At 56.4% G+C, this 13,698-nt stretch carries 14 protein-coding genes; 9 read left to right on the top strand and 5 right to left on the bottom strand.

What is annotated here, in order from left to right; translation table 11 throughout:
• The first annotated feature begins 64 nt into the window (after positions 1-64).
• From P1X16_RS09520 to P1X16_RS09505, 4 genes are read left to right on the top strand one after another with little or no spacing between them, the layout of a single operon-like run.
• Positions 65-415 carry a metalloregulator ArsR/SmtB family transcription factor gene (locus P1X16_RS09520; RefSeq protein WP_277227955.1) on the top strand — a complete coding sequence of 117 codons (351 nt, stop codon included), beginning with the start codon at positions 65-67 and terminating at the stop codon, positions 413-415.
• A 30-nt stretch (positions 416-445) separates the two neighbouring features.
• Complete coding sequence (locus P1X16_RS09515; protein ID WP_277227953.1) at positions 446-1,006, top strand: ArsI/CadI family heavy metal resistance metalloenzyme; 561 nt, start codon at positions 446-448, stop codon at positions 1,004-1,006.
• Positions 1,007-1,029: 23 nt separating this feature from the next.
• Complete coding sequence (locus P1X16_RS09510) at positions 1,030-1,464, top strand: arsenate reductase ArsC (RefSeq protein ID WP_277227950.1); 435 nt, start codon at positions 1,030-1,032, stop codon at positions 1,462-1,464.
• A gap of 9 nt (positions 1,465-1,473) precedes the next feature.
• On the top strand, positions 1,474-2,529 hold the full coding sequence (locus P1X16_RS09505; protein ID WP_277227947.1) for an ArsO family NAD(P)H-dependent flavin-containing monooxygenase: 1,056 nt from the start codon (positions 1,474-1,476) through the stop codon (positions 2,527-2,529).
• A 179-nt stretch (positions 2,530-2,708) separates the two neighbouring features.
• Here P1X16_RS09505 and P1X16_RS09500 read toward each other — a convergent pair whose 3' ends face one another.
• Both P1X16_RS09500 and P1X16_RS09495 read right to left on the bottom strand, forming a co-directional pair.
• On the bottom strand, positions 2,709-2,933 hold the full coding sequence (locus P1X16_RS09500; RefSeq protein WP_277227944.1) for a hypothetical protein: 225 nt from the start codon (positions 2,931-2,933) through the stop codon (positions 2,709-2,711).
• A 380-nt stretch (positions 2,934-3,313) separates the two neighbouring features.
• Positions 3,314-4,039 carry a GAF domain-containing protein gene (locus P1X16_RS09495; protein ID WP_277227941.1) on the bottom strand — a complete coding sequence of 242 codons (726 nt, stop codon included), beginning with the start codon at positions 4,037-4,039 and terminating at the stop codon, positions 3,314-3,316.
• 249 nt (positions 4,040-4,288) lie between these two features.
• Between P1X16_RS09495 and P1X16_RS09490 the strand changes: the two genes are divergently transcribed.
• Positions 4,289-5,161, top strand: coding sequence for a DMT family transporter (locus P1X16_RS09490; RefSeq protein WP_277227938.1), 873 nt, complete (start codon positions 4,289-4,291; stop codon positions 5,159-5,161).
• A 201-nt stretch (positions 5,162-5,362) separates the two neighbouring features.
• Here the strand turns inward: P1X16_RS09490 and P1X16_RS09485 are convergent, their stop codons facing one another.
• On the bottom strand, positions 5,363-6,580 hold the full coding sequence (locus P1X16_RS09485; RefSeq protein ID WP_277227935.1) for an alpha/beta fold hydrolase: 1,218 nt from the start codon (positions 6,578-6,580) through the stop codon (positions 5,363-5,365).
• 432 nt (positions 6,581-7,012) lie between these two features.
• Here P1X16_RS09485 and P1X16_RS09480 point away from each other — a divergent pair, with 432 nt between their 5' ends.
• A complete protein-coding gene (locus P1X16_RS09480) occupies positions 7,013-8,776 on the top strand; it encodes a thiamine pyrophosphate-requiring protein (protein ID WP_277227932.1) in 1,764 nt (587 codons plus the stop codon).
• Between the two features lie 529 nt (positions 8,777-9,305).
• Positions 9,306-10,697 carry a serine hydrolase gene (locus tag P1X16_RS09475; protein ID WP_277227929.1) on the top strand — a complete coding sequence of 464 codons (1,392 nt, stop codon included), beginning with the start codon at positions 9,306-9,308 and terminating at the stop codon, positions 10,695-10,697.
• 189 nt (positions 10,698-10,886) lie between these two features.
• On the opposite strand, the gene P1X16_RS09470 is transcribed toward P1X16_RS09475, so the two are convergent.
• Positions 10,887-11,318 (bottom strand): STAS/SEC14 domain-containing protein, encoded by a 432-nt coding sequence (locus tag P1X16_RS09470; protein WP_277227926.1) that lies wholly within the window; start codon positions 11,316-11,318, stop codon positions 10,887-10,889.
• A gap of 81 nt (positions 11,319-11,399) precedes the next feature.
• Positions 11,400-11,675 carry a hypothetical protein gene (locus P1X16_RS09465; protein ID WP_277227924.1) on the bottom strand — a complete coding sequence of 92 codons (276 nt, stop codon included), beginning with the start codon at positions 11,673-11,675 and terminating at the stop codon, positions 11,400-11,402.
• A 233-nt stretch (positions 11,676-11,908) separates the two neighbouring features.
• Here P1X16_RS09465 and P1X16_RS09460 point away from each other — a divergent pair, with 233 nt between their 5' ends.
• Positions 11,909-12,811 carry a helix-turn-helix transcriptional regulator gene (locus tag P1X16_RS09460; RefSeq protein WP_277227921.1) on the top strand — a complete coding sequence of 301 codons (903 nt, stop codon included), beginning with the start codon at positions 11,909-11,911 and terminating at the stop codon, positions 12,809-12,811.
• A 76-nt stretch (positions 12,812-12,887) separates the two neighbouring features.
• The gene (locus P1X16_RS09455; RefSeq protein WP_346771249.1) at positions 12,888-13,628 is read left to right on the top strand and encodes an SDR family oxidoreductase; all 741 of its coding nucleotides are present in this window, start codon (positions 12,888-12,890) and stop codon (positions 13,626-13,628) included.
• Positions 13,629-13,698: the final 70 nt, after the last annotated feature.

Raw genomic sequence — 13,698 nt, 5'->3', positions numbered from 1 at the left:
TTGCTATGTCGTAAACATGCGTCATAGTATGTCGTATATTTACGACATACTCCTTGCTTTCTCTATGACCTACGCTAAGACCGCAGCCTTTACCGACGAGCAGCAGCAACTTGCCCGGATCGCCAAGGCGCTGGCTCATCCGGCCCGAGTGGCCATTATTCAGCTTTTAGCCAGCAAACAAACCTGTATCTCCGGCGACATTGCGGCCGAGTTGCCCTTGTCTCGCACCACGGTTTTCCAGCATCTACAAGAGCTAAAGGCCCTCGACCTGATTCGCGGTGAGATTGACGGGCTCACCGTGTGCTACTGCCTGAACACGGACCTGCTCCGCCAAGTGCAGCAGCAATTCACCGCTTTCTTTCTCGAAGCCACCGCAAACCCTGCCTGTGGCCCGGATACTACTTGCGCCTGCTAACTACTTCTCCACCTTTTACCCGCTAGCATCATGAATACCCCTGTTTTCCCGCGGATGCACGTCTCGCTGTACGTGTCCGACCTTGCGGCCACCGTTAATTTCTATACCGCCTTCTTTGGGCAGCCAGCAACTAAAATTCGGCGCGGCTACGCCAAGTATGTGCTCGACAACCCTTCGTTGATTATCTCTTTTGTGGAGAACCCCGAGCGGGTAGCTTCCAACTTTGGTCACCTCGGCTTTCAGGTGGAGACTGTGGAAGAAATGGAGCAACGCTTGGCGGTGGCCCAAAAAGCTGGGTTGGTTGCTCGCGAAGAAATGGGTACCAACTGCTGCTATGCCAAGCAAGACAAGTTCTGGGTGAACGACCCGGACGGAGTGGAGTGGGAAGTGTATTACTTTCACGAAGACGCCGAGTTCAACGACCCGCGCTACCAAGCTGAGTACGACCAAGCCACCGGCAGCAACAGCCAGTGCTGCATTGCCCCTGCCGCCCAGCAGGTAGCCGTACCAACCGAGCAGCTGGAAACGGCGCCAATGGCCTTTACCTTGGCTGAAGGCCCTGCCTGCACCCCCGGCGGCGGATGCTGTTAACTGAACCTAGCTTACTTTTTTTCATGGACGCTGCAAAACCCAACATCCTGGTGCTGTGCACCGGCAATTCCTGCCGGAGTCAGCTGCTCCACGGCTACCTCCATCAACTACTCGACGGGCAGGCCACCGTCTACAGTGCGGGCGTGGAAACGCACGGCCTCAACCCGCGGGCTGTGCAGGTGATGGCCGAAGACGGCGTGGACATTGCGCACCACACCAGCAACCACGTAGACGAGTACGCCGCGGTGCCTTTCGCCTATGTGCTGACCGTGTGCGACCATGCCCAGGAAGTGTGCCCCGTGTTTCCGGCATCGGCCCAGAAACTGCATCATAATTTTCCGGATCCAGCCAAGGCCACCGGTACCGAAGAGCACATCATAGAGCAATTCCGGGCCGTGCGCGACCAAGTCAAAACCTACGCCCACGACTTCGTACGGGCGCAGTTTCAGCGCACTTAACATTAGAAAGTGGCAGACCAAACTATCGACGTGCTAGTTATTGGGGCCGGGCAAAGCGGGTTGGCTGTAGGCTACTACCTACGGCGGACCAGCCTATCCTTTGTACTACTCGACGACCAAGCGGCGCCGGGCGGGGCATGGCTTCAGGGTTGGGATTCGCTGCAATTGTTTTCACCCGCAACGGCTAGCTCCTTACCCGGCTGGCTGATGCCCCACCCAGAAGGCAATGGGTTGCCGACCCGGTATACGGTGGTAACCTACCTCTCGCAGTACGAGCAGCGCTACGCGTTGTCGGTGCAGCGCCCGGTGCGTGTAACCCAAGTGCAGCCAGGCGGGGCCGGGTTTGTCATACATACCGATCAGGGAACGTGGCAAGCCCGGGCCGTGGTGTGCGCTACCGGCAGTTGGCGCAACCCCTACGTGCCAGAATACCCGGGGCAAGCCACCTTTGAAGGGGTGCAGCTGCACTCCGCTTACTTCCGCAATGCGTTGCCCTTTGCCGGAAAGCGGGTGTTGGTGGTAGGCGGCGGCAACTCCGGGGCGCAGGTGCTGGCGGAAGTCTCGCGGGTGGCCCATACGCTTTGGGTGACGGAAAAAGAACCCCGGTTCCTGCCCGATGACGTAGATGGCCGGGTCCTGTTTGTTCAGGCCACCCAGCGCTACCACGCTCAAAACGGCGCGGTGCCCGCGCCTCCGCCAGCTTTAGGCGACATCGTAATGGTCGATTCCGTGAAGAACGCCCGGAACCGGGGCGTGCTGGGCAGCGTGCGGCCTTTTGCGCGGTTTACAGCTTCAGGCGTACGCTGGCCCGATGGGCGGGAAGAAGTAGTAGATGCGGTGATTTGGTGCACGGGTTTTCGGCCGGCGCTGTCGTTTCTGGCGGAATTGGGTGTGCTGCAACCTGATGGGCGAGTGGCTACCGTCGGCACACGGGCCACCGCGCAGCCAGGGCTGTGGCTGGTAGGCTACGGCAACTGGACTGGGTTTGCCTCCTCAACCCTCATTGGCGTCGGACGTTCGGCCCGTGCTACAGTCGAGGAAATCAAGGAGTTTCTAGCCAACTAATTTCTCTTAGCCGAGCGAGCAGTCGCCCACCTGCGCCAGTTCTACAACCCAGCGCAGCAAAGCCAACAGCTGGAATCCATTCTGGAATACCTATGTCCGCCGCAGGCGTGAGCAGATGAAAAACTGGTCGAAAACAAAAGAGGCCCTGGCGTAGCCAGGGCCTCTTTTGTTAGTGCTTATTAAAGATCATCATCGTCATCGTCGTCATCCAGGTAAAGCGGATCATCTCCTAAACCTTTGATGTCTTCGTCGTCATCGATGTCATCGATATCATCAATATCGTCCTCGTCGTCGATATCATCTGTAGCATCATCTTCAACGTCCTCATCGAAGTCATCGGAGTCGTCTAGCTGTTGCTTGTCGCGTGGCTCGTCGTCTACTTTTGATTGTTTGGCTGCTAGCATTGTGGTGAAGGATGAAAGTTTGCGGTGAAATATAAAAAACTCTGTAGCACCAAGCGGCTTTTCTAACTCAATTCAGTGAAGAATTTCTGTGTTTTTACGGAATAGTACTCTATCTGAGGTTGGGTTTACCAAAAATGTCCAATGCCATCATGATCTATCCTTATTCCGTGGTGTGTTACTGTTCAGTTACTAAAGGGTAGGCAGCGCAAGATAACCAGACAGCTTATTTTGCTACTATAGCTTGCCACTTAAAACACGAGCCATCTTGGCGGTTGGGGCGTGCGCCGGGGCATTGGCGTCGTACAGGCCGTTACTGCAGGGCTGCGCCGTGAGGTAGGGGGATTGGTAGCGGCGCTATGCGTGCAGGATACTAGTTGGTGCTATTGGCCCAGCGTGGCTAAGGCTACGTTGATTTGGCGGTCCAGCGCCTTTGTCACGATTTCCGCCTCCTCGTCCAGCGACTGCTGATACTGTATTGCGGCCGGAGTGTCAGGAGATTCTTCCCACCGGGCCAGCTCGGCCAGCGTATCGAGCCGAGTAAGCGACAAATCTAAGTGGTGATAGAGCTGCAACCACAGGCCGCTACTAGGCAGTGCCTGCTGTCGCAAAGCTAAGCGCAGGTCGAGCAGGCGCATCACTACGCCTGCCAGGGATTGCAAACGGGCTATTTCCGCGGCCGACAGCATGCGCGGCTGTCGGTCGATTACGCACAGCGAGCCAATGGCTTGCCCCGAGGAAGTGCGTAACGGATGCCCCGCGTAGAAGCGCAAATCCAGGGCTTCCACCACGCCCGGCTCGGTTAGTTGGCAAGGCTCGCGCTGTAGGTCGGCGTAGACGGTGGTTTCGTGCTGTAAGATGGCGACCGAACACATACTTTCGTTGCGGGCGACCCGCTCGGCGCCAGCCAAACCGAAATTGGCCTTGAACCAGACGCTACCTTCCTCCACCAACGAGACCAGGGCAATGGGCACGTTGAAGAGCTTGGCCGTCAGCCGTACCAGTTCATCGAACACCGCATCCGGCGCATTGCCTAGCACCAAATAGGGCGCCAGCGCTTCTTGGCGTTGCGTATCATTCGACGGTATAAGGGAATCAGGTAGCGACATCGTTTGGCAAGATAAGAACCTGCCCTGAATGCTGGTATTTTAAAATATACTATTCTAATTATACTACTGGTAGTGCAGGCAACAACCTCGGGTGTACCAGAATGAGGTGTAACTTCCATGTTGTACAATAGGTCTAGGCTGGCCCGTAGCCGTGTGGGCGAATAAGTTGGCTGGCACTAGTGATGCTACTTGATACTTGCCGAAGTTTGCGGCCGCTAGCGTCAAATGCACGCTGGTTGTCTACTCGCTATGGTAAATTCTTCGCGCTTTTCTCTGCCCGCGGTGCCCGCCGTGCTCCTCGCCATACTTAGCGTACAAGGTGGGGCCGCCATTGCCAAAGGCTTGTTTCCCGTACTCGGGGCTGCGGGTACCACCAGCCTCCGCATCGGCTTGTCGGCGCTGGTGCTGCTGGCGGTGGTACGACCCCGGCTTGGGCAACTGCAACCCGCGCAATGGCGGGCGGTGGTGCCCTACGGTTTGGCGCTGGGCGCCATGAACTTCCTGTTCTACTGCTCCCTGGCCCGCATACCGCTCGGCGTAGCCGTGACGCTGGAATTTGTGGGGCCGTTGGGACTGGCGCTGGTCGGTTCGCGCCGCCTGATCGACGTGGTGTGGGTGGCCCTGGCCGGAGCGGGTATCGCGCTGCTGGTGCCCTGGAGTGGCCACAACAACGATCTGCTCGGGCTTGGCTTTGCCTTGGCCGCCGGGGGCTGCTGGGCCGGGTACATTGTGCTGAGCCAGCGCACGGCAGCCCTGTTGCCGGGCCCGGTGGCCGTTACGGTGGGTATGCTGTTCGCTACCTTGCCGGTACTGCCTTTCGGCGTGGCCAGCGGCAGCTTATCAGTTCTGACTCCTCATCTGCTGCTACTGGGGGCATTGCTGGCGCTGTTCTCGAGTATTTTGCCTTTCTCGCTGGAGATGCAGGCACTCAGAACCATGCCCACGCGCACCTTCAGCATTTTGATGAGCCTAGAGCCAGTAGCCGCCGCGTTGTCGGGCTGGATGCTGCTGGGTGAGCAGCTAACGTTTGGGCAGTGGTTGGCGGTAGTCTTTATTGTGGTGGCGAGTGCGGGGGCCACGGCCACTAGCCCTCGTCCGCAGCCCGCCGTGGGCAGCGAGTAACGCTTGGATTGCGCGCTGGTAGCACGCTTAGCAGAATGATCATCAATCTAGCCGGCCTGCAGTAGTCACAAGTCACCCTCCTGAAAACAAAAAGCAATTGCGCGAAGCGCACCGAGGCAGCTCGTCAAGGCAGCTAAAATCATCGAGCAAGCGGCAGGTGGTTAGTAGCCTTAATCGGCAGCTAGCACATTCAGGAACATCTTACTTATCCAGCGACTGTAGCCAAGGCAGTGCGTTAGCCATCATGGGGGCGATGCTCGTTTGGTGCATGCCACCCGGAATCGGGAAAAACTCGACGTTGGTTGCGCCAGCGGCCTTAAAGCGAGCAAAAGTGGTTTCCGAGGTTTGGAAGAATACACTTTCGTCGTCGGTGCCGTGGTAAAGGCGCGTGGGGCTCTTGGGCACCCAATCCAGGAAACTGTTGGCGGTTAGTTGCTGCTTGAGCACTGGTTCGCCGCTTGGGTTGCTTAGGTTGGCGTAGAAAGTAGGGGTAAACAGCGCGGCGGGGCTGGTGGTGAGTTCCGCGTTGATTTCCTCGCGGGTCTTGGAGCCGTTGAGCAAGGCCGGTAGCTTGGCGGCGTACGGAGCTTGAAAAAAATCTCCTAACGGCCGGTTCCAAGCGTAGGTGATGTTGTAGGAATTAAGAAACAGCCCAAGAAAAGAGGGGTTGGCATAATTGGGTACCGTGGCAATACCCGTGAGCATGCCCGTCAGGTCGTAGCCCCCGGCGCCTTCGGCGGCGGCCGTCAGGGTGAGGTTGTGTTCGGGGTGGGTTTCGATTTCCTGCTGGGCCGCCATGGTCACGTAGCCGCCTTCGGAATAGCCTACCAGAAACAGCCGCGGATTTAGGGCCACTTGCTGTTGCTGCAGGTAGTATTGCGCCGCCTTAATCATATCCACCACCGTTGCTGCCGAAGTGGACTTGTCGTAGAAAGATTGCACCACCTGCTGCGACGCGCCCAGGCCGATGTAGTCGGGAATGACCGTGACGAAACCAGCCGAGGCAAACAGCTCGAAGCCGGTGAAGGTGGCCGGAAAGTTGGAGGGCGCATCGGCGTACCGAAACATGGTGCCGTGCTGGGCGCTAAGCAGGGCCGGTGGAGCAGGCGTGTTGAGCGGAACAGCCAACATGCCCGAAACTTGCAGCAACTGCCCCTGGTAGGTGGTCTTGTACAGGAATTTGTAGAACGTGACGTCGTACTTCAGTTGCGGGACGAAGGCACCGTAGCCCGCCAACGTTGCCAACGCTTGAAGCTGGACCTTGGTTAAGGTGGAAACCTGGTTGGCGGAGACAAAAAGCTGCTGGCCGGTGTAGATTACGGGGCCGGGATTCGAGTCGTCATCGTCGTGGCAGCTGTTGAGGCAACACACAAACAGCGCCAGCAGCAGCCAGCGCCAAGGGCGGAGAGCTTGTTTCATAGGAGTTGGAAGGAAGATCAGGTATAGTAAATGTAATATACTAACATCCACGGCATTACCGTCACCTCCTGGTTTAGCTACGTGGGCCAGAGGCAGCGCGGGAGAATACCAGTGGGCTACGGCTGTTGCCCATCTTCCGCACAAAAACCGTTTATTCTGGTGTTCCTAGAAGTTTGTAAATACTGCGCATGGTGGCGTATTCTGCCTTGAAAGCAGCTCATCAGGAAGCTAAACAGTAGCTGCGCCCGTGTCAAGATGATGCACAACGAAGCGTGCACCGGCTACGTCATACACAAGTAGCTTCTGCATACTGCTCGGCATTCCTAGGCGTGTTCAGCGGCTATTTCACCTAGGCGCACCGGGCTAAGCCTGTGGAGCGGCGGGTGGGTAAAACACTACCAGCAGTTGCTTTCCACTACCTGATTCACTTTTATGTCGCAGCTCGTAAGCGAATTTATAATCCAGCGTCTGTCTGATTGGGGCATCAAGCGCATTTTTGGCTACCCCGGCGATGGTATCAACGCCATTATGGGGGCCCTCAGCAAGGCCGAAGATAAGGTCTCCTTTGTGCAGGTGCGCCACGAGGAAATGGCCGCGCTTATGGCCTGTGCCCACGCCAAGTTCACCGGCGAAGTAGGGGTCTGCCTGGCTACTTCCGGGCCCGGTGCCATCCACTTGCTCAACGGACTCTACGACGCCAAGCTCGACCACCAGCCCGTAGTAGCCATTATCGGGCAGAAGGCGCGCACTTCGCTCGGCGGCAGCGACCAGCAGGAAGTGGACTTACTGTCTTTGTTCAAGGACGTAGCCAGCGCGTACGTGCAACAAGCCGCCGATGCCAGCCAGGTGCGCCACCTCATCGACCGCGCCGTCCGCATTGCCAAAGCCGAGCGCACCGTCACTTGCGTTATCGTGCCCAACGATTTGCAGGAGGAAACCTACCAAGACCCCAAGCACGAGCACCAAACCATTCACTCTGGTATCGGCTACGTGGCCCCGCGCGTGCTCCCGCAGGATGCCGAGCTGCAACGCGCCGCCGCTGTGCTGAATGCCGGCCAGAAGGTGGCCATGCTCATCGGGGCGGGCGCCCGGTTTGCGGCCGAGGAAGTGCAGCAAATAGCCGATGTGTTGGGTGCAGGCGTGGCTAAGGCCTTTTTGGGCAAAGCCGTGCTGCCCGACGACTTGCCATACGTAACCGGCGCCATTGGCTTGTTTGGCACCGATGCCTCACACCAGATGATGAGTGAGTGCGACACGCTGCTGATGGTGGGCTCGGGCTTTCCCTACGCCGAGTTTTTGCCCAAGGAAGGGAAGGCCCGCGGCGTGCAGATAGACCTGGAAGCCAGTATGCTCAGCTTGCGCTACCCCATGGAAGTGCCCCTCACCGGCGACAGCGCCGAAACCCTGCGGGCCCTGCTGCCGCTGCTTGAGCGCAAAACCGACCGGAGCTGGCGCACCCAGATCGAGCAAAGTGTGCAGGACTGGTGGCAGCAAGTAGCCGAGTTGGCAACTCAGGAAGCCGAGCCCGTAAACCCGCGGCTGGTATTTGAAAAACTTTCGCCCCGCCTGCCCGACAATCTTATTCTGGCCGCCGACTCGGGGTCGGCGTCGAGCTGGGTGGCGCAGCATCTGCGCTTGCGCGCAGGAATGCAGTTCTCGGTTTCGGGCACGCTGGCCACGATGGGCTGCGCAGTGCCGTACGCTATTGCTGCCAAATTTGCCCACCCCGAGCGGCCCGTTATTGCCTGCGTGGGCGATGGGGCCATGCAGATGAACGGCAACGAGGAACTGCTCACCATTCAGCGCTACTGGCGGCAGTGGAGCAACCCGCAGCTTATTATCCTGGTGCTCAACAACCGCGACCTGAACTTTGTGACCTGGGAGCAGCGCCTTATGCAGGGCAATGCGCGCTATGCCGAGTCGCAGGACGTGCCCGAATTCAACTACGCCCGCTACGCCGAAATGCTAGGGCTGGCCGGTATCCGCATCGAAGCCCCCGACCAGGTAGACGCCGCCTTGGACTACGCTTTTCAAGCCGACCGACCAGTGATAGTTGATGCCCTGGTAGACCCCAATATCCTCGTTTTCAATGCCAAAGTAGCAGTGCAGTATGCGCCCAAGCTAGCTATGGCTATTGCCAAAGGCGACACCGCCGCCGCCAGCAATCTGGGTGGCACCATCAAAGCCGCCTTGTAGCGCCACTACTTTATAGAGTCCTGCTATACACCCACATGCTAATCATTTAGCAAGCCATAATAACCAGCAAAACAGTCTTTGCACGCCTGAGAGACTGTTTTGCTGGTTATATTATTTGCATTTCAATCTACAGCGCCGGATAATGTGCTAAGCTGCCGCTTTATGAGGCCGCTGAAAAAGCTGTTTCTGTATATCAAGGCCCTAGTAGTTGCAATACAAACCAATTGTTAGCTAACAGCAAAAGGCCATCAGTAGCTGCAAAGCGGCTTTTACTGCCTTCTATCCGAGTGCTTTAGGTATTGTAGTTTCGGTGGAATTTCCGGTATTCCTCTTACCTTTCTGCACCTGCTTGTACCTCTTGAAGTAGCCACCTGTTGCAGCTAGTTAAGCCTGCTGCGCCGCTGTGCTACTTGAGTGTTGCAGTCGCCATACGGTGCCAATTCTAGCCCTTTGCGTGAGTTAAAGGGTTTGCAAGTAACACACGGCAAGTTCCTGCATCTAACCCATTGCATTACCTCATATTTTCCTTATGCTCAAAGCTTTCCGACTTCTATTGCTCTGTTTGTGCGGAATTTTCAGTGTGAACTTCAGTTATGGGCAAACTAGCTCTAAAGCAACGGAACTAGATAGCCTACTGCGGAAAGCACACCGGATAGGGGTTTTTAATGGAAATGTGCTGGTTGCTGAGCGAGGGAAAATCATTTATCGGCAAGCGTTTGGACAGGCCGATGCCCGCGCAGAAAACCGCCTGACCGAGGCCTACCGCTTTCATATTGGGTCCATAGCCAAAGAGTTTAATGCCATTGGCATTATGATGCTCAAAGAACAAGGTAAGCTGCGCCTCGAAGACCCTATTTCCCGCTTTTTGCCCGAACTGCCAGCCTGGGCCGGCCAGGTCCAGATTAGGCACTTGCTGCGCTACACCAGCGGCGTGCCGCAAAGCAAATGGCGAGAATTGAAAGGGGACGCCGACAATATGGAGCAGCTGAAAAAGGTGACTACCCTTGACTTCGCCCCGGGTACCAAATACGCCTACAACCTCAACGACGTATTTCTGCAACGGCAAATCATCGAGAAAATCACCGGCATGTCTTTCAATGACTTCGTGCAGAAGAAAATGCTGAAGCCCTGCGGAATAAAGAGCGGCATTGTAGACCCAACCGCCCAAGACAAGCTAGTTGCCAGGGCTTACAACAACCAAGGGGTGGTTGATGAATTGTTTTATCCCTTCAGTGGCTGGACGGCGCTCAACATCCAAGATTTTTACCGCTGGTCGGAGGGCATCAATTCATTTAAGCTGATCAGCCCGGCTTCCACGCGGGAGTTGTTGCAGCCTTTTGCCGTAGGTTCGCAGACTGGGCTCGGCGGCGGAAAGATGGAAGGAGAGCGAATCACAAAGCACGTCCACGACGGAACATCGAGTAATTACCAGGCCTTGCTGGTCAGCACGCCGCCTTCCGGCACCACTATTCTACTGCAAACCAACAACAAGCAAAACAACCTGTATCCTATTAGCGAATCAATTCAGGCGCTACTGGAAGGCAAACCATACCGGCCCATCACCAAGTCGTTTCTCGCTACTTTTCAGCGCGACTTCGGGAAAATGGACGGCCAGCAAGTACTAGCGCTGTACGAGAAAGTGAAAACCGAAACCCCCACTCTGTACGGGTTCGACAAAGAAGAGCTACTCAACGAAACGGGGTACTATTTGCTAGGGCAAAACCGCCCCGCCGATGCCGTCATGCTATTCGAATACAATGCCAAGCTTTTTCCAGCTTCAGGCAACGTCTTCGATAGCCTCGGGGAAGCCTACTACAAGCAAGGCAACAAAGAAAAAGCCCTGGAGAAATACACGCAGGCCCTTAAATTGTCCCCCGGCCTTGGTTCGGCCCAGAAAATGATAGCTGAGTTACAGAAGTGATTTTCTCGCTTAGTTCAATCAACCAGAAACGCAGAGAGCCCACGCGCATCGGTAGTAAAAAAGCGCGTGGTATAACGCACAAGGCGCGGCTGCCGTGGCAAACTCACACGAGCACCTTTTGCCTAAGTCGCGGGGCTGGTTTTCCCAAAGCGTTGTTTTGGAAGTGTACTACGAGCGAGGCCGAGCGCTTTAAGCAGCTGGGTTTGCCGTTTTGAGGCGTACGTTGTGCAGCCAAGCCTGCGCGGCCTCGATGTCGCTGAACATGCGTATTTGCAGACGGTCCCCAATACTGGTATGCATGGCCTCGGCAGAAAGAGCAGCCAACGACTCGGGACTGACTACCTGGGCAAAGTGGGTAAGACCTTGCGCGGCGGCCCGCGGCGCCCAGTCAGACGCAATCCACTGCACGGCGTGGCTCCAGCCGCCAATCACTTGGCGGTTATCGTTGAGCAGGTAGGGGCAGGCATGCTCCGCTAAGTGGTGCAGGCAGGCATCCGCGCCGGCAATAATACCTACGTACGTCTGCGAGCCGATCCACTGATTGTGGACCCAATGATTAGCGGCATCGTACTCGATGGTCAAATACACCTTGCCGAAGCCGTTGAGTAAAGAAGAGGACATAGAATGAAGAGGGTAGCAGAGCCGGAGAAGGAAGCCTCTGCAGGAACTTGTACTTGCTCAGGCAACCAGCCCGGCAATTAACTAAAGAAGCGGTGGTACGGTGTAGGTAACGGCAAAGTTGATGGCTGCGATGAGGGCGCTGTGTAAAAACTCCCAATTGGCGGGCACTTTCAAGTGGCGCGGATAGTCCAGCAGTGATTGTTGCTGCAAGTCTAGCACGGCGAGATGCTGCAAGAAGCTATACCGGTAGCCATCGGGTATGTGGTCGGGGTAGAGGCTGTGCAAATCTTCTAACGTGGCCACTAAAATATCGGCAAGGTGAAATTTGCCCGACACGGATGGCGAGTCGAAGCGCATAGTTTGCAGATGCTCAAGGTTTCGCCGTAAACGTGCGATTAACAGAAGCGCCATGATTGTGATTTCGCACAAGCATAAACGGTAGTCATATGCAGTATGGATTTTTGACAACCCTTTTCGTGCGCAATCAGCGCCGCAATAGTTATCCTGCGCGCCAAGGCTGTGCCTCCTGAGCGGCTTCCATTTCCATAGGCTTAGCAACAAGGCGTTATTTGATTTTCATATCTTGTGCTATGCTAGCAAACGAAAGCCTTGCGGAATATTACCAGCGCTACGAAAGGGGGCGGCCGCATACCAATCAGTTTACTGTTTATCGGATTGAGGACGTAGCCACACCCGTTGCGTTTCCGCACGTACGGCGGGATTTCTTTAAGATAAAGCTGCTGTGCAACGCGCAAGGCATTCTGTCTTACGCCGACCGCCAAGTAGCGGTGGAGCAGTGCGCTTTAGTGTTTGTTAATCCACTGATACCGTATTCCTGGGAGCGAACCTCGGGCCAAGAAACCGGCTTTGCGTGCTTGTTCACAGAGGATTTCGTTACGCAGCAGCTCAAAACCGCAAGCATAGCCCACTCGCCGTTGTTTCGCGTAGGGGGTACGCCCGTGCTGTTTCCACCACCAGAGTCGGTGCAGCAGCTAAAAGTTTTCTTCGAACAACTGATGAAGGAGATGCAGACCTCGTACGCCAACAAGTATGACGTGCTTCGCAATTATGTGCAGCTCCTTATTCATGAGGCGCTTAAACTAGCGCCTTCTGCCCCCGTCTACCCGCCGGTTACTTCCGCGGCCCGGCTCTGTTCGCTGTTTTTGGATCTGCTGGATAGGCAATTTCCCGTAGCCTCGCCGCAGCAGCCCCTGGCCCTCAAAAATGCAAACGAGTTTGCCGAGCAGTTAGCCGTGCACACCAATCACTTAAACAAGGCCTTAAGGGAAACAACGGGCAAAACCACGACCGAGCATATCACCGAGAAGTTGATTGACGAAGCCAAAGCGCTGCTACAACATAGCAACTGGAGCATCGCCGAAATAGGGTATTGCCTGGGCTTCGGGCATGCTTCCAATTTCAACGCTTTCTTTAAAAAACACACCACCCAGCCCCCACAGCAGTACCGGCGGCAACTGCTGGTGCTTTCATAAGTTATGGATTGATCGGCATACTTTTGGCCGACCTGCTGCCGCGACCTTTGTGTTATCACCAGTAAACGCTAACACGATGGAAAACGGATTGAAAAATAAGGTTGTGGCCATCACGGGCGCGAGCAGCGGCATTGGCGAGGCAACGGCGCTGCTACTTGCCGAGCGCGGAGCCAAGGTGGTTCTGGGCGCGCGCCGCCTCGACCGCCTGGCGGCGCTGGCCGACCGCATTGCGGCCACGGGCGGGGAGGTTGCCTATATCAGTACCGACGTTACGCGCCGCGCCGATGTGGCCAACCTGGTGCAGCTAGCCAAGGAGCGGTTCGGCCGGCTGGATGTACTAATCAATAATGCGGGCATTGGGCCGATTTCCTTGCTCGACGAGCTGCGCGTAGAGGATTGGGAGCAGATGGTTGACGTTAACCTCAAAGGGGTGCTGTATGGCATTGCGGCCGCGCTGCCCGTATTTCGCCAGCAAGAATTCGGGCATTTTGTGGCGGTGGCGTCTACGGCCGGCCTACGCGTTGTACCCACGATGGCCGTGTACGCCGGTACCAAGTTCGCGGTGCGGGCCGTAGTGGAGGGCTTGCGCCAAGAAGCCGGCGACAAGCTGCGCGTAACCCTGATTACGCCGGGCTTTGTGCACACGGATTTCGCAGAATCCATGACCAACCTGGAGGTGAAGGCCCAGATACTCAGTGCGCGCGACAAAATCGGTATTTCGGCAGCAGCTATTGCCCGGTCTATTGCCTTCGCACTCGAACAGCCCGCCGACGTAGACGTAGGCGAAATAATTATCCGCCCAACGGCTCAAGACTAGCACCATTCCCAAAAGCTAAAACCGCTTCTTTACAAACGAAGCCTGCCTATAGGAGATAGAGCAGGCTTCG

Source organism: Hymenobacter sp. YC55 (assembly GCF_029433095.1).
Taxonomy (GTDB): Bacteria; Bacteroidota; Bacteroidia; order Cytophagales; family Hymenobacteraceae; genus Hymenobacter.
This window is presented reverse-complemented; position numbering and strand designations above follow the sequence as displayed.